General features: G+C 72.2%; 17 protein-coding genes and 1 pseudogene. 8 read left to right on the plus strand and 10 right to left on the minus strand.

The window, feature by feature from the left end; translation table 11 throughout:
- Window positions 1-8: 8 nt before the first annotated feature.
- Window positions 9-932 (minus strand): LysR substrate-binding domain-containing protein, encoded by a 924-nt coding sequence (locus tag AB0B33_RS39895; RefSeq protein ID WP_247025176.1) that lies wholly within the window; start codon window positions 930-932, stop codon window positions 9-11.
- 82 nt (window positions 933-1,014) lie between these two features.
- On the opposite strand from AB0B33_RS39895, the gene AB0B33_RS39900 reads away from it, so the two are divergent.
- From AB0B33_RS39900 to AB0B33_RS39910, 3 genes are read left to right on the plus strand one after another with little or no spacing between them, the layout of a single operon-like run.
- The gene (locus tag AB0B33_RS39900) at window positions 1,015-1,713 is read left to right on the plus strand and encodes a succinate dehydrogenase cytochrome b subunit (RefSeq protein WP_360781784.1); all 699 of its coding nucleotides are present in this window, start codon (window positions 1,015-1,017) and stop codon (window positions 1,711-1,713) included.
- A complete protein-coding gene (locus AB0B33_RS39905; RefSeq protein ID WP_360781786.1) occupies window positions 1,713-3,635 on the plus strand; it encodes a fumarate reductase/succinate dehydrogenase flavoprotein subunit in 1,923 nt (640 codons plus the stop codon). The genes AB0B33_RS39900 and AB0B33_RS39905 overlap by 1 nt, the downstream gene beginning before the upstream one ends.
- Window positions 3,632-4,378: a succinate dehydrogenase/fumarate reductase iron-sulfur subunit gene (locus AB0B33_RS39910; protein WP_360781788.1), complete on the plus strand. Its 747-nt coding sequence runs from the start codon at window positions 3,632-3,634 to the stop codon at window positions 4,376-4,378. The genes AB0B33_RS39905 and AB0B33_RS39910 overlap by 4 nt, the downstream gene beginning before the upstream one ends.
- Here AB0B33_RS39910 and AB0B33_RS39915 read toward each other — a convergent pair.
- Window positions 4,335-5,159 carry an SGNH/GDSL hydrolase family protein gene (locus AB0B33_RS39915; protein WP_360781789.1) on the minus strand — a complete coding sequence of 275 codons (825 nt, stop codon included), beginning with the start codon at window positions 5,157-5,159 and terminating at the stop codon, window positions 4,335-4,337. The genes AB0B33_RS39910 and AB0B33_RS39915 overlap by 44 nt on opposite strands.
- Window positions 5,156-6,490 (minus strand): MFS transporter, encoded by a 1,335-nt coding sequence (locus AB0B33_RS39920; RefSeq protein ID WP_360781791.1) that lies wholly within the window; start codon window positions 6,488-6,490, stop codon window positions 5,156-5,158. The genes AB0B33_RS39915 and AB0B33_RS39920 overlap by 4 nt, the downstream gene beginning before the upstream one ends.
- A gap of 153 nt (window positions 6,491-6,643) precedes the next feature.
- On the opposite strand from AB0B33_RS39920, the gene AB0B33_RS39925 reads away from it, so the two are divergent.
- Both AB0B33_RS39925 and AB0B33_RS39930 read left to right on the plus strand, forming a co-directional pair.
- Window positions 6,644-7,267 (plus strand): TetR family transcriptional regulator, encoded by a 624-nt coding sequence (locus tag AB0B33_RS39925; RefSeq protein ID WP_247024421.1) that lies wholly within the window; start codon window positions 6,644-6,646, stop codon window positions 7,265-7,267.
- Window positions 7,268-7,630: 363 nt separating this feature from the next.
- Window positions 7,631-8,176 carry an endo-1,4-beta-xylanase gene (locus AB0B33_RS39930; RefSeq protein WP_360781793.1) on the plus strand — a complete coding sequence of 182 codons (546 nt, stop codon included), beginning with the start codon at window positions 7,631-7,633 and terminating at the stop codon, window positions 8,174-8,176.
- Between the two features lie 52 nt (window positions 8,177-8,228).
- Here AB0B33_RS39930 and AB0B33_RS39935 read toward each other — a convergent pair whose 3' ends face one another.
- Window positions 8,229-8,975, minus strand: a complete 747-nt coding sequence (locus tag AB0B33_RS39935) for a glycoside hydrolase (protein ID WP_360781795.1) — start codon at window positions 8,973-8,975, stop codon at window positions 8,229-8,231.
- A gap of 258 nt (window positions 8,976-9,233) precedes the next feature.
- Between AB0B33_RS39935 and AB0B33_RS39940 the strand changes: the two genes are divergently transcribed.
- The gene (locus tag AB0B33_RS39940; protein ID WP_360781796.1) at window positions 9,234-12,077 is read left to right on the plus strand and encodes a glycoside hydrolase family 9 protein; all 2,844 of its coding nucleotides are present in this window, start codon (window positions 9,234-9,236) and stop codon (window positions 12,075-12,077) included.
- A 111-nt stretch (window positions 12,078-12,188) separates the two neighbouring features.
- On the opposite strand, the pseudogene AB0B33_RS39945 reads toward AB0B33_RS39940, so the two are convergent.
- Both AB0B33_RS39945 and AB0B33_RS39950 read right to left on the minus strand, forming a co-directional pair.
- Window positions 12,189-12,757: pseudogene (locus AB0B33_RS39945) on the minus strand (DUF1062 domain-containing protein).
- Between the two features lie 48 nt (window positions 12,758-12,805).
- Window positions 12,806-13,720 (minus strand): LysR family transcriptional regulator, encoded by a 915-nt coding sequence (locus AB0B33_RS39950; RefSeq protein ID WP_360781798.1) that lies wholly within the window; start codon window positions 13,718-13,720, stop codon window positions 12,806-12,808.
- Window positions 13,721-13,843: 123 nt separating this feature from the next.
- On the opposite strand from AB0B33_RS39950, the gene AB0B33_RS39955 reads away from it, so the two are divergent.
- Window positions 13,844-14,551, plus strand: coding sequence for an SDR family oxidoreductase (locus AB0B33_RS39955; RefSeq protein ID WP_360781800.1), 708 nt, complete (start codon window positions 13,844-13,846; stop codon window positions 14,549-14,551).
- A complete protein-coding gene (locus tag AB0B33_RS39960) occupies window positions 14,551-14,910 on the plus strand; it encodes an SgcJ/EcaC family oxidoreductase (RefSeq protein ID WP_360781802.1) in 360 nt (119 codons plus the stop codon). The genes AB0B33_RS39955 and AB0B33_RS39960 overlap by 1 nt, the downstream gene beginning before the upstream one ends.
- On the opposite strand, the gene AB0B33_RS39965 is transcribed toward AB0B33_RS39960, so the two are convergent.
- From AB0B33_RS39965 to AB0B33_RS39980, 4 genes are read right to left on the minus strand one after another with little or no spacing between them, the layout of a single operon-like run.
- A complete protein-coding gene (locus AB0B33_RS39965) occupies window positions 14,879-16,432 on the minus strand; it encodes an FAD-dependent oxidoreductase (protein WP_360781804.1) in 1,554 nt (517 codons plus the stop codon). The genes AB0B33_RS39960 and AB0B33_RS39965 overlap by 32 nt on opposite strands.
- Window positions 16,429-17,133, minus strand: a complete 705-nt coding sequence (locus AB0B33_RS39970) for a methyltransferase domain-containing protein (RefSeq protein ID WP_247024414.1) — start codon at window positions 17,131-17,133, stop codon at window positions 16,429-16,431. The genes AB0B33_RS39965 and AB0B33_RS39970 overlap by 4 nt, the downstream gene beginning before the upstream one ends.
- On the minus strand, window positions 17,130-17,450 hold the full coding sequence (locus AB0B33_RS39975; protein WP_247025175.1) for a lycopene cyclase domain-containing protein: 321 nt from the start codon (window positions 17,448-17,450) through the stop codon (window positions 17,130-17,132). Before AB0B33_RS39975 ends, AB0B33_RS39970 begins: the two co-directional genes overlap by 4 nt.
- Window positions 17,447-17,803: a lycopene cyclase domain-containing protein gene (locus AB0B33_RS39980; RefSeq protein ID WP_360781806.1), complete on the minus strand. Its 357-nt coding sequence runs from the start codon at window positions 17,801-17,803 to the stop codon at window positions 17,447-17,449. The genes AB0B33_RS39975 and AB0B33_RS39980 overlap by 4 nt, the downstream gene beginning before the upstream one ends.
- Window position 17,804: the final 1 nt, after the last annotated feature.

Here is a 17,804-nt window from a genome sequence, read left to right on the forward strand (position 1 = left end):
CGCACGCGCTACCGGCCTGGTCCGTCCACAAGCGACACCAACCCCACCGGCAACGTCGTCCGGTCCGCCACGAAGCCGACGATCGCGTCTCGCAGCGCCCGCACCGCGCGGGTCGGGTCCACCTCGCGGCGGACCGCCAGCTGGACCACCCGGGTCATCCCCGCCTCCGGAACGAAGCGGGTCATCGGGAAGCGGTCGCCCGCCACCGTGCTCGGGACCACCGCTGCGCCCATGCCCGCGCGGACCAGTTCCAGGACCGCGTCCATTTCGCCGCCCTCGATGGCGAACACCGGTTCGAAACCCGCCGCGCGGCAGGCGTTCACCGTCGCTTCGCGGACGTCGTAGCCGCGGCGGAACATCACCAGGGGGACGTCGGCCAGTGCGTGGATGGCGAGGCGGGGGCCCGCGATCGGGGCGTCCGGTGGGGAGATGACCACCAGTTCCTCGAGCAGCACCGGCGTCGCCGCCAGGTGCGGGTCCGCCGGGGCGCTCGCCAGCAGGGCCAGGTCCAGAGCGCCTTCGGACAGGCGCTGCCGCAGGTCGCCCGAGCCGCTTTCGTGCAGTTCCAGCTGGATGCCCGGGTAACGGCGGTGGAACGCCGCCAGCATCGCCGGGAGCAGGCCCGTGCACAGGCTCGGTGGGGCGCCCAGCCGGACGCGGCCGCGGTCGAGCTCGTCCAGTTCGCGGATGGCGCGCTGGGCGGTTTCGGTCTCGGCGAGGATGCGCCGGGCGATCGGCAGCAGCGTCTCGCCCGCTTCGGTGAGCGTGACGTTGCCGCGGATGCGGTGGAACAGCGGGGCGCCCAGGTCGTGTTCGAGCGCGCGGATCTGCTGCGACAGCGAGGGCTGGGCGACACGCACCTGTTCGGCCGCGCGGGTGAAGTGCCGGTGTTCGGCGACGGCCACGAAGTAGGCGAGCTGCTGGAACTGCACCACGTCAGGATAGCTGCTGGCTATCGAGAGCAGAGTTATCATGTCTTTGACCTCTCGAACTCCCCGACCTAACGTCGAGCGGGTGGTGAACGACCTCGCAACCCGGCGGACCGTCCGGGACTTCTGGGCCTCGACGATCGGCAAGAAGATCGTCATGGCGGTGAGCGGCGCGCTGCTGCTCGCGTTCGTGTTCGCGCACATGGTCGGCAACCTCAAGACTTTCCTCGGCGCCGGCGACCTCAACCACTACGCCCACTGGCTGCGCACGATCGGCGAGCCGGTGCTGCGTTACGAGTGGTTCCTCTGGATCCAGCGCGGGGTGCTGCTCGCCGCGCTGCTCCTGCACGTCACCGCGGCGGTGCAGCTGGCCCGGCGCGACCTGCGCGCGCGGCCGGTGCGCTACGTCCACCGGCAGCCAGTCCGGGCCACCTTCGCGGTGCGCACCATGCGGTGGGGCGGCGCCACGCTCGCGCTGTTCATCGTCTGGCACATCCTCGACTTCACCGTCGGCACCGTGAACCGGGACTTCGTGCCCGGCGACCCGTACCACAACCTCGTCGCGGACTTCGGAGTCTGGTGGGTGAACCTGATCTACCTCGTCGCGCTCGCGATGCTGGGCCTGCACATCCACCACGGCTTCGCCAGCGCCGCGCGCACGCTGGGCGTCACCAGCGCGCGGCGGGAACGGGCGATCGAACTCCTCGGCAGCACGACGGCGGTCGTGGTCGCGGGCGGCTACGCCCTCGTCCCGGTCGCGATCATGACAGGACTGGTGCGCTGATGGCCGACTACCTGACCGGCGACCCGATCGCCGACACCAAGGCACCCGCCGTCCCGCTGGAAAAGCGCTGGGACGAACGGAAGTTCGCGGCCAAGCTGGTGAACCCGGCGAACCGGCGCAAGCACCGCGTGATCGTGGTGGGCACCGGGCTGGCCGGCGGCTCGGCCGGTGCGACGCTCGCCGAACAGGGCTACCACGTCGTGCAGTTCTGCTTCCAGGACTCGCCGCGGCGGGCGCACTCGGTCGCCGCGCAGGGCGGCATCAACGCCGCGAAGAACTACCGCAACGACGGCGACTCCGTGTACCGGCTGTTCCACGACACGGTCAAGGGCGGCGACTTCCGCTCCCGGGAGTCCAATGTCTACCGGCTCGCGCAGGTGTCGGCGCAGATCATCGACCAGGCCGTGGCCCAGGGCGTGCCGTTCGCCCGCGAGTACGGCGGCCTGCTCGACACCCGCTCGTTCGGCGGGGTGCAGGTGCAGCGCACGTTCTACGCGCGCGGCCAGACCGGGCAGCAGCTGCTGATCGGCGCGTACCAGGCGCTGTCGCGGCAGATCGACGCCGGGAACGTCGAGCTGCACGCGCGGACCGAGATGCTCGACCTGGTCGTCGTCGACGGCCGGGCCCGCGGCATCGTCGCGCGCGACCTCGTCACCGGGAAGATCGAAACGCACCTCGCGGACGCCGTCGTCCTCGCGACCGGCGGCTACGGCAACGTCTTCTACCTGTCCACCAACGCGAAGGGCTCCAACGCCACCGCGATCTGGCGGGCGCACAAGCGCGGGGCGTACTTCGCCAACCCGTGCTTCACCCAGATCCACCCGACGTGCATCCCGCGCTCGGGTGAGCACCAGTCGAAGCTGACGCTGATGAGCGAGTCGCTGCGCAACGACGGCCGGATCTGGGTGCCGAAGGAAAAGGGCGACACCCGGCCGCCGGCGTCAATCCCCGAGGACGAGCGCGACTACTACCTCGAACGCCTCTACCCGAGCTTCGGCAACCTCGTACCGCGGGACATCGCTTCGCGGGCGGCGAAGAACGTCTGCGACGCCGGGTTCGGCGTCGGCCCCGGCGGTCTCGGCGTCTACCTCGACTTCGCCGACGCGATCACGCGCCTCGGGCGCCCGGCCATCGAAGCCCGCTACGGCAACCTCTTCGACATGTACCAGCGCATCACGGCGGAAGACCCGTACGCGGTACCGATGCGGATCTACCCGGCCATCCACTACACGATGGGCGGGCTCTGGGTGGACTACGACCTGCAGAGCACGATCCCCGGGCTGTTCGTGATCGGCGAAGCCAACTTCTCCGACCACGGCGCCAACCGGCTCGGCGCGTCGGCGCTCATGCAGGGCCTCGCCGACGGCTACTTCGTGCTGCCCGCCACGGTCAACGACTACCTCGGCTCGACCCGGCTCGACGACGTCCGCCCGGAAGCCGTCACGCCGGTCGAAACCGAAGTGCGTGAACGGATCGAACGGCTGCTGGCGATCAAGGGCACGCGGTCGGTCGACTCGTTCCACCGCGAGCTCGGCGTGCTGATGTGGGACCACTGCGGGATGTCCCGCACCCGGGAAGGCCTGCGCAAGGCCCTCGACCGCGTGCCGGAGTTGCGCGCCGAGTTCTGGCGCGACGTCCGCATCCCCGGCCGCGGCGCGGAACTCAACCAGGAGCTGGAAAAGGCGAACCGGGTCGCCGACTTCCTCGAACTGGCCGAACTGCTGCTCGTGGACGCGCTCGCCCGCGAAGAGTCGTGCGGCGGCCACTTCCGCGAAGAACACCAGACCCCGGACGGCGAAGCGGAGCGCGACGACGAGAAGTTCGCGTACGTCGCCGCGTGGGAGTACGGCGATAAACCCGTGCTGCACCGCGAAGAACTCGTCTTCGACCACGTCCACCCGACCCAGCGGAGCTACACGTGAAACTCACCGTCCGCATCTGGCGGCAGGCCGGCCCGGCGACCGAGGGCAGGCTGGTTCCCTACCCGGTCGACGGGGTCAGCCCGGACATGTCCTTCCTCGAGCTGCTGGACGTGCTCAACCAGGAACTGATCGCCGCCGGCGAAGAACCGGTCGCCTTCGACCACGACTGCCGCGAAGGCATCTGCGGCTCCTGCGGCGTCGTCATCAACGGGCAGGCGCACGGACCCGAGCGCACGACGGCGTGCCAGCTGCACCTGCGCTCGTTCTCCGACGGCGAGGTCGTCGACGTCGAACCGTGGCGCGCCAAGGGGTTCCCGATCATCAAGGACCTGGTCGTGGACCGGTCGGCGCTCGACCGGATCGTCCAGGCGGGCGGCTACGTCAGCGCTCCCACCGGCAGCGCCCCGGACGCCCACGCGACCCCGGTGCCCAAGCCGGACGCGGACCTGGCCTTCGACAACGCGACCTGCATCGGCTGCGGCGCCTGCGTGGCGGCCTGCCCGAACGGCTCCGCCACCCTCTTCACCGCGGCCAAGGTGACGCACCTTTCGCTGCTGCCGCAGGGACAGCCGGAGCGCGGCCAGCGGGTGCTGGACATGGTCGACGCGATGGACGCCGAGGGCTTCGGCGGCTGCACCAACACGGGGGAGTGCGTGGCGTCCTGCCCGAAGGGGATCCCGTTCGCGAGCATCTCGGCCCTCAACCGCGAGTTCCGGAAGGCGAGCCGGGCCGGGCGCCGATGATCCCCGCGGCGGCCGCCATGCCCGCCGCGTTCGGGTGGTACGGGTAGGCCGGCGAGGCCGGGACCGCGCCTTCCAGCCAGCGCCCGGCGGGTCCGGCGCACAGGCCGTGCCGGGCGCTCGGCCCCCGGATGTCCACATAGGACGCACCGTGCCGCCGGGACTGGTCGGCGAGCATGGTCATCAGGCGGTCGAACGTCGCCTGGATGAACCCGGCGTCGGCGGCGGTGAACGGGTCGGCCGGGTAGCAGCCGCCCGGGCGCCAGTACGTCAGGTAGCCGGTCACGACCACGCGCGCGGCCGGCGAGCGGCGGTGGATCTCCTCGAGCGCGGCCGCGATCTTCGGGGCGGTGGCGGCGATCCGCGCGGGGAACACCGTGGCGTACTGCTCCTCGCACGACGGCGAGACCGGCGCGTCCGGGCTCGCGCACGTCACGAACGCCGACCCGAGCGCGATGTCGTTGGCGCCGATCGCCAGCGTCACGAGGGCCGTGTCGCGCCGCAGCGCGGCGAACTGCGGCGCGACCACCCCCGCCTGCCGCCCGGTGAGGTCGGCGGTGGTCGCGCCGGAGCAGGTGACGTCGGTGAGCGCCGCGCCGAGCCGGGCCGCCAGGACGTGCGGCCAGTCGTGGTCGGAGCGCAGGCAGGCCGCGTCGATCTGCACCGGGATCCCCGGGCCGGCGGCCGAGGAGTCGCCGAGCGCCACGTACCGGAGCGGCCCGGCGGTCGCGGCCGGCGCCACCATCAGCCCGGCCAGGAGCGCCACGACCAGCGCGATCCTCATCGGACCGGCTGTTCCGCGCTCGGTACCGGCGCCAGGTCACGGGCCGCGTCGCGGCGGATCGCAGCCGCCAGCAGCGGGACCAGGGCGAGGGCGACCACGGCCGCCGCGGCGAAGACGTAGTACGGGGCGACGAGGCTGTCCGTGCTGCTCTCGATCAGGCCGTAGACGTACGGGCCGATGAACCCGCCGGTGATCCCGAGCGTGTTGATGAACGCCAGCCCGGCCGCGGCCACCAGCCCGGACAGGCGCGCCATCGCGACCGACCAGAACAGCGGGAGCGTGCCGAAGGCGAAGAAGTTCGAGATGAACAGCAGGCTCACGCTCCACACGGGATCGCGCGAGAGGAGGAAGCCCAGCAGCACCAGCAGCACCGCGCCCGCGCACACGCCGATGAGCGCGACTTCGTGGCCGTGGCGGCGCTTGAACCACGGGAAGAACAGCACGCCGGCCAGTGCCGAGATCCCGCCGCTGCCCGCCACCAGCCCGATCAGGAACGGGCTGTCCAGGCCGAGGGACTGGATGTAGGCCGGGAAGTTGAAGCCGATGCCGCCGCCGATCGACTGGTTGATCAGGTAGATGGCGCCGAGCAGCAGCACGGTCGGGCGGCCGAAGGCGAGGCGCAGGCTGCCGCGCAGCTTGGTCGGCGACGCCTTGGCGTGGCCCGCGGCGCGTTCGGTCAGCACGGCGGCTTCGTCCGCGGTGAGCCACTTCGCGTCGCTGGGGCGGCTGGGCAGCGCGATCCAGACGACGGCGCCGATGACCATCGTCACCAGGCCCTCCACCAGGAACATCCACTGCCAGCCGCGCAGCCCGGCGACGCCGTGCAGCTCCATCAGCGCGCCGCCGACGGGGGAGCCGATGACGACCGCGATGCAGGGCGCGGTGTAGATCAGCCCGACGATCGTCACCCGGTGCTTCTGCGAGAACCACTGCGTGACCATGAACATCATCGCCGGGAACAGGCCGGCCTCCGCGGCGCCGAGCAGCAGCCGCAGGACGTAGAAGGACACGTCGTTCGCCACGAACACCATCGCGGCCGACACCGCGCCCCACGAGACGGCGATGCGCGTGATCCACGCGCGGGCGCCGACGCGGTAGAGGACCAGGTTGCTCGGCACTTCGAGCAGCGCGTAGCTCACGAAGAACAGGCCGGCGCCGAGCCCGTACGCGGCCGCGCTGATGCCGACGTCCGCCGCGAGCGCCGTTTTGGCGAGCGCGACGTTCGTGCGGTCGACGTACGACATGAAGTAGGCGATGCCGAGCACCGGCAGCAGCCGGGTGACGGCCTTCTTGGTGGCGAGTTCGTGCAGGAGGTCTCGTGCGTTCGTCATCGGACGCCCTTCGGGTGCATTCTCTGATAGGTGCACAGTCGCGTCTGACCTGCAATACTACGGAGTATCACGGTAAGGACGAGTCGGGTCGCCGTCAAGGGCCGCCCGGCGGTCGTGAGACGATGAGCCGATCGCAGGCGAGGAGGAACGACAGTGAGCGCGAGCCCGGACCTCGAGCCCGGTGCGCGGCGGAGGATCCTCGACGCCGCGGCCGAGGCGTTCATGGCGCACGGGTTCGCCAACGCCACGATCGACGACATCGCACGCGAGGTGGGCGCCACCAAAGGCCTGGTGTACTACCACTTCCGCTCGAAGTTCGACATCTTCCTCGCGGTGTACGAGGAGGCCATGGGCCGCGTCCGCGACCGCGTCGGGCACCACGCCGAGGGGGACGGCACGGGCCGCGAGCGGCTCGTCGCCATGGCGGTGGCGCACGCGGTGAACCTGATGGAGGACCTGGCATACCACCACGTCGTGCACCAAGCGGTGCGCGGCCAGGTGGCGACCGCGCTCAAGCCCCGCCAGCGCGACACGCTCCAGGAGCTGAACGGGTTGCGGGGCGCGTACGAGCAGCTCTTCCGCGGCGTGGTCGCGGACGGCATCGCCGACGGCTCCTTGCGGGAGGTCGACGCCGCCCTCGCCACCCGCACCCTGCTCAGCAACCTCAACGCGATCGACACCTGGTACCACCGGATCCCCGGGCAGGATCCCGCGGAGCTCCGGGAGCTGGCCGGCCGGATCGTCGACCTGCTGATCGGCGGACTCGCCGGCTCCTGAGGCTCGGCGGCTGGTTGCCGATCGACGGACCCGGACCGCCTGGCTACCGGGTGACTGTGGCTTGGTTGCCGATTGACGGAGCCGGTCCGCCTGGCTACCGTTTGTCTGCGCGCCGGTCTGGGAGCGCTCTCAGGAGTACGCGGCGGTACTCCTGACTGAACGGGCCGGTCGATCGAGCACGCCCGGAGCACCCGAACCCCGAAAGCGTCCGACCATGAGACTTCCCGCACTTCGCGCCGCGCTCGCGGCCACCACGCTCGGTGCGTCCGCCGCGCAGAGCGGGCGCTACTTCGGCGCCGCCGCAAGCTCTCCGACGCCAGTTACACGTCCATTCTGGACCGTGAGTTCTCCATGATGACGCCGATGAAGACGGCCGCCACCCAGCCCTCGCAAAGCCAGTTCAGCTTCGCCAACGCCGACCAGTACCGCGGCGAGATCCACGCGTGGGACGTGGTGCACGAAGCCTTCGCCGACGGCGGTTCCGGCGGCCGCCGCGACTCCAGCCTGCAGCGGACCGGCGACGACGGGATCGAGGCCGCCTTCCGGACCGCCCGCGCCGCCGACGCGAGCGCGAAACTCTGCTCCAACGACTACAACACCGAGGACTGGCCGGCCGCCAAGACCCAGGGCGTCCACCGGATGGTGCAGGACTTCAAGTCCCGCGGCGTCCCGATCGACCGCGTCGGCTTCCAACCCCACTGCGGCAGCGGCGGCCAGCCGGACAGCTTCCAGGCGACGCTCACGAACTTCGCCGCACTCGGCGTCGACGTGCAGCTCACCGAGCTGGACATCGCTCAGGCGTGCTGGACGCCCTCAACGCGGCCCGGCCACGTCGTGGCCGGGCGGTACACGGAGTTCGGCTTCCAGGCCACGGGGCCCGGAACGCCGATGGTGGCCGGCTGCGGCTGAGCCACCGGTGGGTCGGGTCTGCCGCCCGGGAGGGGTCGGCAGACCCGATCCGCTAGTTCACCGACGCGGAGAAGGAGTTCACGGCGAGGCCGACGCCGCCGCTCCACGGTTCGAAGCCGGCCTGGATACTGGTCAGGTACCAGGAGCGGTCCACGCGCGTGCGGGCGTCGACGTCGTTGACGAAGTCCAGGACGTTGAACGACCAGCTCGAGATCGTGGACTGGGCCACGTAGGACACCACGTCGTTGCCGCCGTTGTTGCCCTGCCAGACGTCCCAGCCCCGGCCGCCGATGCTGGTGGTGCCGACCTTCCCGCCGACCGGCTGCACGTTGCCGGTGCGGTTGAACCAGATCATCAGCTCCATCTGGTTGACCCCGTTGGTCTTCGCGGTCGGGTCCATCCAGATGTCGTAGGAGGCGTCGAAGGTGCCGCCGGCGTAGGTGTAGGAGATCGACGAGGGCGCGCTGCCGATCCGGCTGAGCTGGCGGGGCAGGTTCGTGCCGGGGGAGCAGTTGCCGTAGTGGCAACCGGCGTAGACGGCCGGGTAGGACAGCGGCGCGCCGCCGCTGGTGGAACCCTGCTGGGTCTGGATCCGGAACCCGCTGCCGGTGACGTTGATGCACTGGGTCGCGCTGCTGCCCCAGCGGTTGTTCATGACGACGTACCGGCCGCCGATCGTCGTCGAGCCGTACTGGTCGCAGATCAGCGTGTCCGCGTGCGCGGCCGGGGCGCCGGCGAGCGGTGCCACCAGCCCGGCCGCGGTCAGCAGGACCGCGGAAAGGGCGTGCTTGAGCTTCATCGTGCCGCCTCCACTTCGTCGTGGCCTGCGCCCCCGGTGGACGGTGCTCTGGGAGCGCTCTCAGCATGAATCGAATCCGATGAAACCACAGCGGAACCGCGAGGCAAAGGGGGTGACCGTGATCAATTTTCGAACTGGGCCCGTCGCGGTCGGTCGCCGGGTGATTGCCAAGGGTGCGTCGCGGTGGTTAGAGTCCTCCCGCTGGGAGCGCTCCCAAACTCGACGACGAGGAGAGGGCGAATGCGGGCGAGGACGGTAATGACGGCGGTACTGGCCGCCGCGACGCTGGGGCTGACGGCGGGCGCCGTGCCCGCGTCGGCCGCGGACTACGAGCGGTTGCTCAACGGCACCTTCGAAAGCGGCACCGCCGACCCCTGGTGGGCCGGCTCGGGCACGACCGCCCGGGTCACCGGCGGGGAGTTCTGCACCGCCGTCACCGGCGGCACGGCCAACGGCTACGACGCGCTGTCCGGCCAGAACGGGGTGCCGTTCGAGGCCGGGCAGCAGTACACCCTGAACTTCGACGCGCACGCGACGACCACCCAGCAGATCTCCGCCGTCGCCGGGGAAGCCGTTTCGCCGTACCGGCAGATTTCGCGCGAAGACCTGACGGTCACGCCGGCGAAGCAGCACTTCACCGTCACCTTCACGTCCACTTTGGACTTCCCGGCGGCCGGCAACGGGCAGCTGGCGTTCTGGTTCGGCGGCCAGGCCGCGGACAACACCGTCTGCCTCGACAACATCTCACTCGTCGGCGGCGTCGTCCCACCCGGCGGCCTCCCGCCGACCAGCGGCATCCGGGTGAACCAGGAAAGCTACGTACCCGGCCTGCCCAAACGGGCCACCGTGATCAGCGACGCGACCACGCCGCTGACGTGGACGCTGAAGAACTCCGCCGGGACCGCCGTGGCCACCGGGCAGACCCGGCCGCGCGGTGCGGACGCCGCGTCCGGGGAAAAGGTGCACGAGATCGACTTCTCCGCCTACGAAACCGAAGGCACCGGCTACACCCTGACCGTCGGCGCGGAGACCAGCTTCCCGTTCGCCATCGCCGCGAACGGGCTCAAGCAGCTGCGGTACGACTCGCTCGCGTTCTTCTACCACCAGCGCAGCGGGATCCCGATCGAGGCCCAGTACGTCGGCGCCGGCTACGCGCGCCCCGCGGGGCACGTCAACGTGGCGCCGAACCAGGGCGACGACCGCGTGCCCTGCCGCTCGGACCTGAACTGCGGCTACACCCTCGACGTCCGCGGCGGCTGGTACGACGCGGGCGACCACGGCAAGTACGTCGTCAACGGCGGGATCGCCGCGTGGGAGCTGCTCGACGAGTACGAGCGGGCGCTGCGCGTGGGTGACGCGAGCGCGCTGGGCGACGGCAAGCTCGCCATCCCGGAACGCGCCAACGGCGTGCCCGACATCCTGGACGAGGCCCGCTGGGAGGTCGACTTCCTGCTCGAGATGCAGGTGCCGGACGGCGCCCCGGACGCGGGCATGGTGCACCACAAGATCCACGACGCGCAGTGGACGTCCCTGCCGACGCGGCCCGACCAGGACAGCCAGCCGCGCCGGCTCTCCCCGCCGAGCACCGCGGCGACGCTGAACATGGCCGCGGTCGCCGCGCAGGCGTCCCGGCTGTGGCGGACCGTCGACCCGGCGTACTCGGCGAAGCTGCTCGCCGCGGCCGAAAAGGCTTACGCGGCAGCCAAAGCGAACCCGAACAAGCTCGCCGACCCGAACGACGGGACCGGCGGTGGTACCTACAGCGACAACACCGTGACCGACGAGTTCTACTGGGCGGCCGCGGAACTGTTCGCCACCACGGGCAAGAGCGCCTACCGCGGGGACGTCACGGGCTCCGCGCTCTACCGCGGCGCGAGCTTCACCACGCACGGCTTCGACTGGGCCTCCACGGGCGCGCTCGGCGACATCACGCTGGCCCTGGTGCCCACCGACCTGCCCGCGGCGGACGTCTCGGCGATCAAGACGGCGATCACCACCACCGCGGACAGCCACCTGGCTCAGCTCTCCGGCATGGGCTACCCGGCGCCGTACCGCACCGCCGACGGCACCTACGAGTGGGGATCCAACGGCCTGGTCGCGAACAACGGCGTCGTGCTCGCGCTGGCGTACGACTTCACCAAGCAGGACAAGTACCGCGACGGCGCGTTCGCGGCGCTGGACTACCTGCTGGGCCGCAACCCCGCGAACTACTCCTACGTCTCCGGCCACGGCGACCAGCCGGTGCGCAACGTGCACCACCGGTTCTGGGCGCACGAACTGGACGCGTCGCTGCCGACCGCCCCGCCCGGCGCGTTGTCCGGGGGCCCGAACAGCGGTCTGCAGGACCCGACCGCGGCCCGCCTGCTCGCCGGCTGCCCGCCCCAGCGCTGCTTCGTCGACGACATCCAGGCGTACTCGGTGAACGAGGTCGCGATCAACTGGAACTCCGCGCTGGCGTGGCTGACCAACTGGACGGCGGAGAAGTCGCCGTCGGGCGCGGACACGACCGCGCCGAGCGCACCGGGCACGCCCGCCGTGTCGGCGGTTTCGGCCACCGGCGCGACGGTGACCTGGCCGGCGGCGGCCGACCCGGAAAGCGGCGTGGCGGGCTACGACGTCGTCGGCGTGACCGGCTCGTCCCGCAAGGTGCTCGCGACCGTCGCCGGGACGAGCGCGACGCTGACCGGGCTGACGCCGTCGACCGCGTACACGCTGGTCGTCGTGGCCCGCAACGGCGCCGGCGCGAACTCGGCGGATTCGCCGTCGACGCGCTTCACGACGCTCGCGGCGGGCGGCTGCGCGGTCACCTACGCGGCCAACACCTGGAACGGCGGCTTCACGGCGACGGTCACCCTGACCAACACCGGCACCACGGCGTGGCCGTCGTGGACGCTGAAGTTTCCCTTCCCGGGCAACCAGAAGGTGACGCAGGGCTGGTCGGCGACGTGGTCGCAGTCGGGTGCGGACGTGAGTGCGACGTCGTTGCCGTGGAACGGTTCGGTGGCCCCGGGCCGGTCGGTGGCGATCGGGTTCAACGGGAGCTACAGCGGGAGCAACGCGAACCCGCGGGCGTTCACGGTGAACGGGGTCGCCTGCGGCTGAGCGACGGACGTCACGTGCCCCGGCCGGAACACCGGCCGGGGCCGTGCGTTGTAAGGGGTGTCGGTACGGCGGTGTCCCCGGGCCTCACCCCTTGCCTTCACGGAACACCTGTCACCGCAGGAGCCGTGTTGTGCCTTTCGCCGCGAGGCGACCCCCGTACCGGCCTCGAACTCCCGCTTCCGCTCGCAGGTCGACCCCCCTCAGACCTCCGCTGAGCGGGAGCGGGACCACTTTCTCGACCAGTCTCCTGGCTTCGCCGCGGGAAAGCCCGCACCCGTCGGCGATCAGCCGCGCCGGCCGGACCGGGATCGATGCCGCGGAACGAACTTCGACGTCGAGCACGTCGCGGTCGAGGTCCGTGCCGCCGGTGTCGAGGCACCACGCACCTTTCCCATCGAGGGTGACGCGGTTGCGCCGCCGGACGACGGGGCGTACAGCAGTTCGGCCGCGAGGCCGGGATCGTTGTGGGGCAACTGGTCCAGCAATCCGGGCCGGACGGCGCCGACGTGCACCCGCTTCAGGACGGTGAGCTTCGTGGTGCGGCGCGCGAGGAGCCAGGCGTCGAGGAGCTTGTGGTTCGCGTTGACGCGGGGCCCGGAAGCGCTCGCGAGCGCAGGCGTGGCAACGGCGGCGGACGAGGGGCAGGCAGCGCATCCGGGGTCGGCCGGCTCGGTCCGCAGCGCGACAGCCGCGCTTGGCGGCGCGGCTCCACCGGGTTTTCGCGCCGCCTAACCCGCCACGGTGTGCGGGTCGTCCGCCGGCAGCCAGACGTTCCCGGTGTCCAGCCCCAGCGAGCCGACGTCCCGGGTGAGGGCCGCGATCGCGCCGCGGACCGCCGCGCTGCTCTCGTCGCGGCGGGACACCAGGGACCACGTCCAGAACGGGGCCGGGTCCACCACCGGACGGCGGGCGAGGTCCGGGGGGACCGGGGCCGTCTGGCCCTTGGGGGAGTTCAGCACCGGGCGGCCCAGCTTGCGGACGTGGTCGAAGAACGCCGGGCCGGTGATGCCGCCGTCGTGGGTGCGGACCACCTTCGCGCCCGTCGCGCCCGCGAACTCCTCGGCGAAGACGTTCCAGGACGCCCAGCTCGCCGTGTCCGCGTCGACCAGCACGACCGTGTCCGCGGCGGCGACCGGGGCGGTGCCGGTGCCGATGGCGTGCAGGCGGTCCGCGCCGATCAGCACGCCTTCGAGGTCGTGCTCGGCCAGGTCGGCCGCGCGGGCCCAGCTGATGGCCAGGTCGATGCTGCCGTCGGCGACGCGGCGCAGCTGGGCGTGCGAAGGCAGCACCCACGTGTCGACGTGCAGCTGCGCCACCCCGGCCACGCGGTCGAGCAGGTCGGCGGGCCGCCAGTTGACGTAGCCCAGCCGCACCGGTTCGGTCGCGGCGAAGCCCGCCGCCGAGCGGCGCAGGTCGTCGGCCTGGTCCAGCAGCGCGCGGATCCGGGGCAGCAGCGCCTCGCCGCACGCGGTGAGCGACACCGAGCGCCGGTCGCGGTCGAAGAGGCGGACGCCCAGGTCGCGTTCCAGCGCCTTGATCTGCTGGGACAGCGAGGGACCCGCGATGTGCAGCCGCTCCGCGGCCCGGCCGAAGTTCAGTTCCGTGGCGACGGCCACGAAGTACCGAAGCTGGCGTAGCTCCATATCGGCAGCTTAGTGCGGTGCGAGCACGGGCCTCCCAGCTGAGAGCGAACCGGTCGTGGCGGACCACCCGGGCGCGGGCACACCATCGGCTCAGGACGAAAAACCCCAAGGAGGTCCACAGTCATGAGCACCCGGAAGGTCGCGGTCGTCACCGGCGCTTCACAGGGCATCGGCGCGGCGCTGGTCGAGTCGTACCGCAAGCTCGGGTACGCCGTGGTCGCGAACTCGCGGTCCATCACCCCGTCGGGGGACGCCGGAATCCTCGCCGTCCCCGGCGACATCGCCGACCCCGCTGTCGGCGCCCGCGTCATCGAACAGGCACTGGCCACGTTCGGCCGGGTCGACACCCTGGTCAACAACGCGGGCCTGTTCGTGGCGAAGCCGTTCACCGACTACACCGGCGCCGACTTCGACACGGTCACCGGCGTCAACCTGCGCGGCTTCTTCGACGTCACCCAGCACGCCATCGCCGCCATGCTCGAAACCGGCGGCGGGCACATCGTCAACGTGACGACCAGCCTGACCGACCACGCGAACAGCTCGGTGCCCTCGGCTTTGGCGTCGCTGACGAAGGGCGGCCTCAACGCCGTCACGAAGGCGCTGGCGATCGAGTACGCGACGCGCGGGATCCGTGTGAACGCCGTTTCGCCCGGCGTCATCCGCACGCCGATGCACCCCGCCGAAACCCACGAGTTCCTCTCGGCGCTGCACCCGGTCGGGCGCATGGGCGACATCGCCGACGTCGTCGACGCGGTCGCCTACCTCGAAGGCGCGCCGTTCGTCACCGGCGAGATCCTGCACGTCGACGGCGGCCAGAGCGCGGGCCACTGATGACCGCCGAAGCGGACGTCCTCACCGGCGTCCTGGACGAGTGGAAGGCGGCGGTCGACGCGCGCGAGCCGGCTCGCGTGGCCGGGTCCTTCACCGAAGACGCCGTTTTCCAGGGCCTGCACCCCTACAGCGTCGGCCGGGCGGGCGTCGCCGAGTACTACGCCTCGCAGCCGCTGGGCCTCACGGCGGACTACCGGGTCCTGGAGACCCGGCGGCTCGCCGAGGACGTGGTGCTCGGCTACGTGAACGTCGACTTCGGCTTCACGGACCGGCCGGTGCTCCCGGTCACCCTCGGCGTGGTGCTCCGCCGCGTCGACGGGACCTGGCTCATCGCCCACTACCAGGTGTCCCGGCGCTGACCGGCCGGGCCGCGAGCCGGCCCAGCCCCGGCAGGCGGCCCCGGTTGGGCACCGTGCGCAGCGGGTGCCCGGCCAGGCCCCAGCCGCCGAGGAGCTCGTTCGCCGCCGCCCAGCCGGTCGTCGCAGCGCGTTCCATCAGGGCCACCGGCAGGTCGACGCGGATCGCGTCGCCCGCCAGGACCAGGCCCGGTTCCGGGGTGCGCACCGGCGGCCGGCGGGCGAACCCGCCGACCGGGAACAGCGGGCAGTCCTGCCGCACCAGCGTGATCTCCCCGAGGACGCGGGCCGCCGCGGTCTCCGGGTAGAGCCGGTGCAGCCGCTCGTCCAGGGCCCGGCTGACGTCGTCGCGGTCGGACGCGTAGGCGTGCAGCTCCACCACGGAGCCGCCGGTGCGCCGGGCCCAGCGGCGGGCCTCGCCTTCGTAGCGGTCCAGGACGCTGATGTTGTCCAGCGGCGGCAGCCCGCCGGTGCCGAGGAACGCCGGCCGGCCCGCGTCGACGGGCCGGTCGAGCCACAGCCGCCGGACGACGAACGGCGGCGCCGTGCGCAGGTCCTCGACCGCAGCCCGCCACGACGGCGTGCCGAGCCCGGGCGAGGCGGCGACGATCCGGCGCAGTCCCGGGACGTCGCAGGCGAGCACGACGGCGTCGAAGCGCTCCTCGCCGATGCGGAACCCGTCGCCGTCGCGCTCGATCGAGGCCACCTCGGTGCCGCACCGGAGGTCGGCGCGCCGGTCGGCGAGGTGGCCGGCGAGCGGGTCCCACAGCGCCTGGGGGAACGGCTCGGCCGGGACGTCGAAGAGCAGGCCTTCGGCGGAGCCGAGGAAGTACAGGTGGAACATCGTGGCGAGTTCGGCGGCCGACAGCTCGCCGGGGTCGGCGAAGAAGCTGCGCGAGAACACCTCGAACGCGAGGTGCCGCGCCGCGGCCGGGAAGTTGATCGCGGCCAGGAACGACGCCGCGTCGAGGTGGTCGAGCTGGTGGTAGACGCGGGGAACGCTGACCGTCGCCAGGGGCAGCGCCCGCCGGCCGTCCAGGCGCAGCAGGTCGCGGGTGCGGAACGTCGGGCTGCGCAGCGCGAAGGCGAGCGCGTTGACCGGCGGCGTCCGCGGCAGCCCGGCGAAGGTGTCGGTGCGCCCGTGCGGGTCGATCAGCGGGTAGTCGGGCACCGGGGTGAGCCGCTCGAGACCGGGGTCGGTGCGGGCCAGCAGCGCGCGCAGGTTGTAGTACTGGCGGAAGAACGCGTGGAAGCCGCGGCTCATCGTCACCGGCGTGCCGTCGGTGAGCCGGTCCGCCCAGCCGCCCACGCGCCCGCCCAAGTGGGCTTCGCGCTCGAACAGCGTGACTTCGACGCCGCGTTCGGCGAGCCCGGTCGCCGCGGTGAGCCCGGCGATCCCGCCGCCGACGACGGCGGTGCGCGGGCGGCGGCCCAGCTGTCCCGCGTCGGGGAGCCCGGCGGGCGCGGGGAGGGTCTCGGCCCGCCGATCGCGTCCGGTGACGCCGGTGGTGTGCCGCACGCTCATGCGGCGGTGCCCAGAACCGTGTGGACGATGCCGCGGTGCCAGCCCGGCATCGTGCCGGTCCGGACGTCGGTGAAGCCCGCGCGGGTCAGCCGCGCGCAAAGGTCGCCGACGCCGTCGAAGGCCAGGACGCTGCGGCGCAGGTGCCGGTAGAGCGTGGCGTCGCCGGTGGCCAGCCGCCCGGCCGGGATGACGATCGCGCCGCACACCGCGTTCCACACCGCGCGCGAGCGGCGGGAGTCGCGCACCGAATACTCGTGCAGCGCGAGCACCCCGCCGGGGCGCAGCAACCCGTGCAGGACGCGCAAAGTGGCGTCGGGGTCGGCGACGTTGCGCAGCAGGTACGCGGCGAGGATCGCGTCGAACGGGCCGTCGGCCGCGGACAGCTCCTCGACGGGGAGGTGCCGGAAGTCCACCGTGGACGGCCAGGTCTTCGTCCCGGCGCGCGCGAGCATCGACGCCGAGGCGTCGATCGCGGTGATCCGCGCGTCCGGGGCCTGGGCGAGCAGCGCCGCCGTGGAAGCGCCGGTGCCGCACCCGGCGTCGAGGACCCGCCGGGCGCCGCTGCCGTCGAGCAGCCGGCGCGCCGAGATCCGGAGGTCGCGGTGGTAGCCGGGGTTGATGCCGACGAGCCGGTCGTAGGCCGCGGCACCCGCGTCGAACGCCGCGGGCACCTCGGCCCGGGGCAGGCCGTTGCCTTTCATGCACTGTCCTTTCGCGACTTCCCGCGCTCCCACAGGAGCAGGACCGCGGTGACGAGGGCGTAGCCGAACAGGAAGTCCTCGACCGGGATGTCCCAGGGGAACCGCCAGCCGGTGATCCCGCCGGGGGAGTAGCGGACGATCGGCGCCGACAGCTTGGTCAGCCAGCCGTCGACCGGGATCTGGAAGGCCACGACGATCGCCATCGTGACCCAGTAGGCGGGCCGCCGGAACAGCCCGGTGCGCAGCACGAATACCTCGGCCGCGACGACGGCGAGGACGGCGGCGACGGCGGGAACCGAGTAGCCCCAGGGCATCAGCTTCGCACCCGCCGGCGCCCGGCACGGGGCCGGGCCAGCCGGCGCAGGAACTGCCCGGTGCGGCCGACCGCTTCGTAGGTCAGCACCCCGCAGACCGGGACCACGACGAAGAACAGGACTTCTTCCAGCGGGATCCCGAACGGCGCGCGGACACCGGTGACGAACGCCGGGTCGAAGTCCCAGACCCCGGCCGCGATGGCCGCGGCGTCCCAGAGCAGGAACACCAGCGCCACCGGCAGCACCGCGCGCGCCAGGCGGCCCGGCCTGCGGTAGACGCGGGCGCCGGCCAGCTCCAGCGGCAGCGTCACCACGACGCACGCGCCGAGGACGAGCAGGTACTCCACCCGGCCCACC

This window comes from Amycolatopsis sp. NPDC049159 (assembly GCF_040648295.1).
GTDB lineage: Bacteria > Actinomycetota > Actinomycetes > Mycobacteriales > Pseudonocardiaceae > Amycolatopsis > Amycolatopsis pretoriensis_A.

Bases quoted from the DNA above. Each gene is read 5' to 3' on its own strand.
- AB0B33_RS39960 (WP_360781802.1), top strand. From the start codon at position 14,551: ATGACCGCCGAAGCGGACGTCCTCACCGGCGTCCTGGACGAGTGGAAG.
- AB0B33_RS39955 (WP_360781800.1), top strand. From the start codon at position 13,844: ATGAGCACCCGGAAGGTCGCGGTCGTCACCGGCGCTTCACAGGGCATC.
- AB0B33_RS39940 (WP_360781796.1), top strand. From the start codon at position 9,234: ATGACGGCGGTACTGGCCGCCGCGACGCTGGGGCTGACGGCGGGCGCC.
- AB0B33_RS39920 (WP_360781791.1), bottom strand. From the start codon at position 6,490: ATGACGAACGCACGAGACCTCCTGCACGAACTCGCCACCAAGAAGGCC.
- AB0B33_RS39970 (WP_247024414.1), bottom strand. From the start codon at position 17,133: ATGAAAGGCAACGGCCTGCCCCGGGCCGAGGTGCCCGCGGCGTTCGAC.
- AB0B33_RS39935 (WP_360781795.1), bottom strand. From the start codon at position 8,975: ATGAAGCTCAAGCACGCCCTTTCCGCGGTCCTGCTGACCGCGGCCGGG.
- AB0B33_RS39915 (WP_360781789.1), bottom strand. From the start codon at position 5,159: ATGAGGATCGCGCTGGTCGTGGCGCTCCTGGCCGGGCTGATGGTGGCG.
- AB0B33_RS39905 (WP_360781786.1), top strand. From the start codon at position 1,713: ATGGCCGACTACCTGACCGGCGACCCGATCGCCGACACCAAGGCACCC.
- AB0B33_RS39950 (WP_360781798.1), bottom strand. From the start codon at position 13,720: ATGGAGCTACGCCAGCTTCGGTACTTCGTGGCCGTCGCCACGGAACTG.
- AB0B33_RS39965 (WP_360781804.1), bottom strand. From the start codon at position 16,432: ATGAGCGTGCGGCACACCACCGGCGTCACCGGACGCGATCGGCGGGCC.
- AB0B33_RS39930 (WP_360781793.1), top strand. From the start codon at position 7,631: ATGAAGACGGCCGCCACCCAGCCCTCGCAAAGCCAGTTCAGCTTCGCC.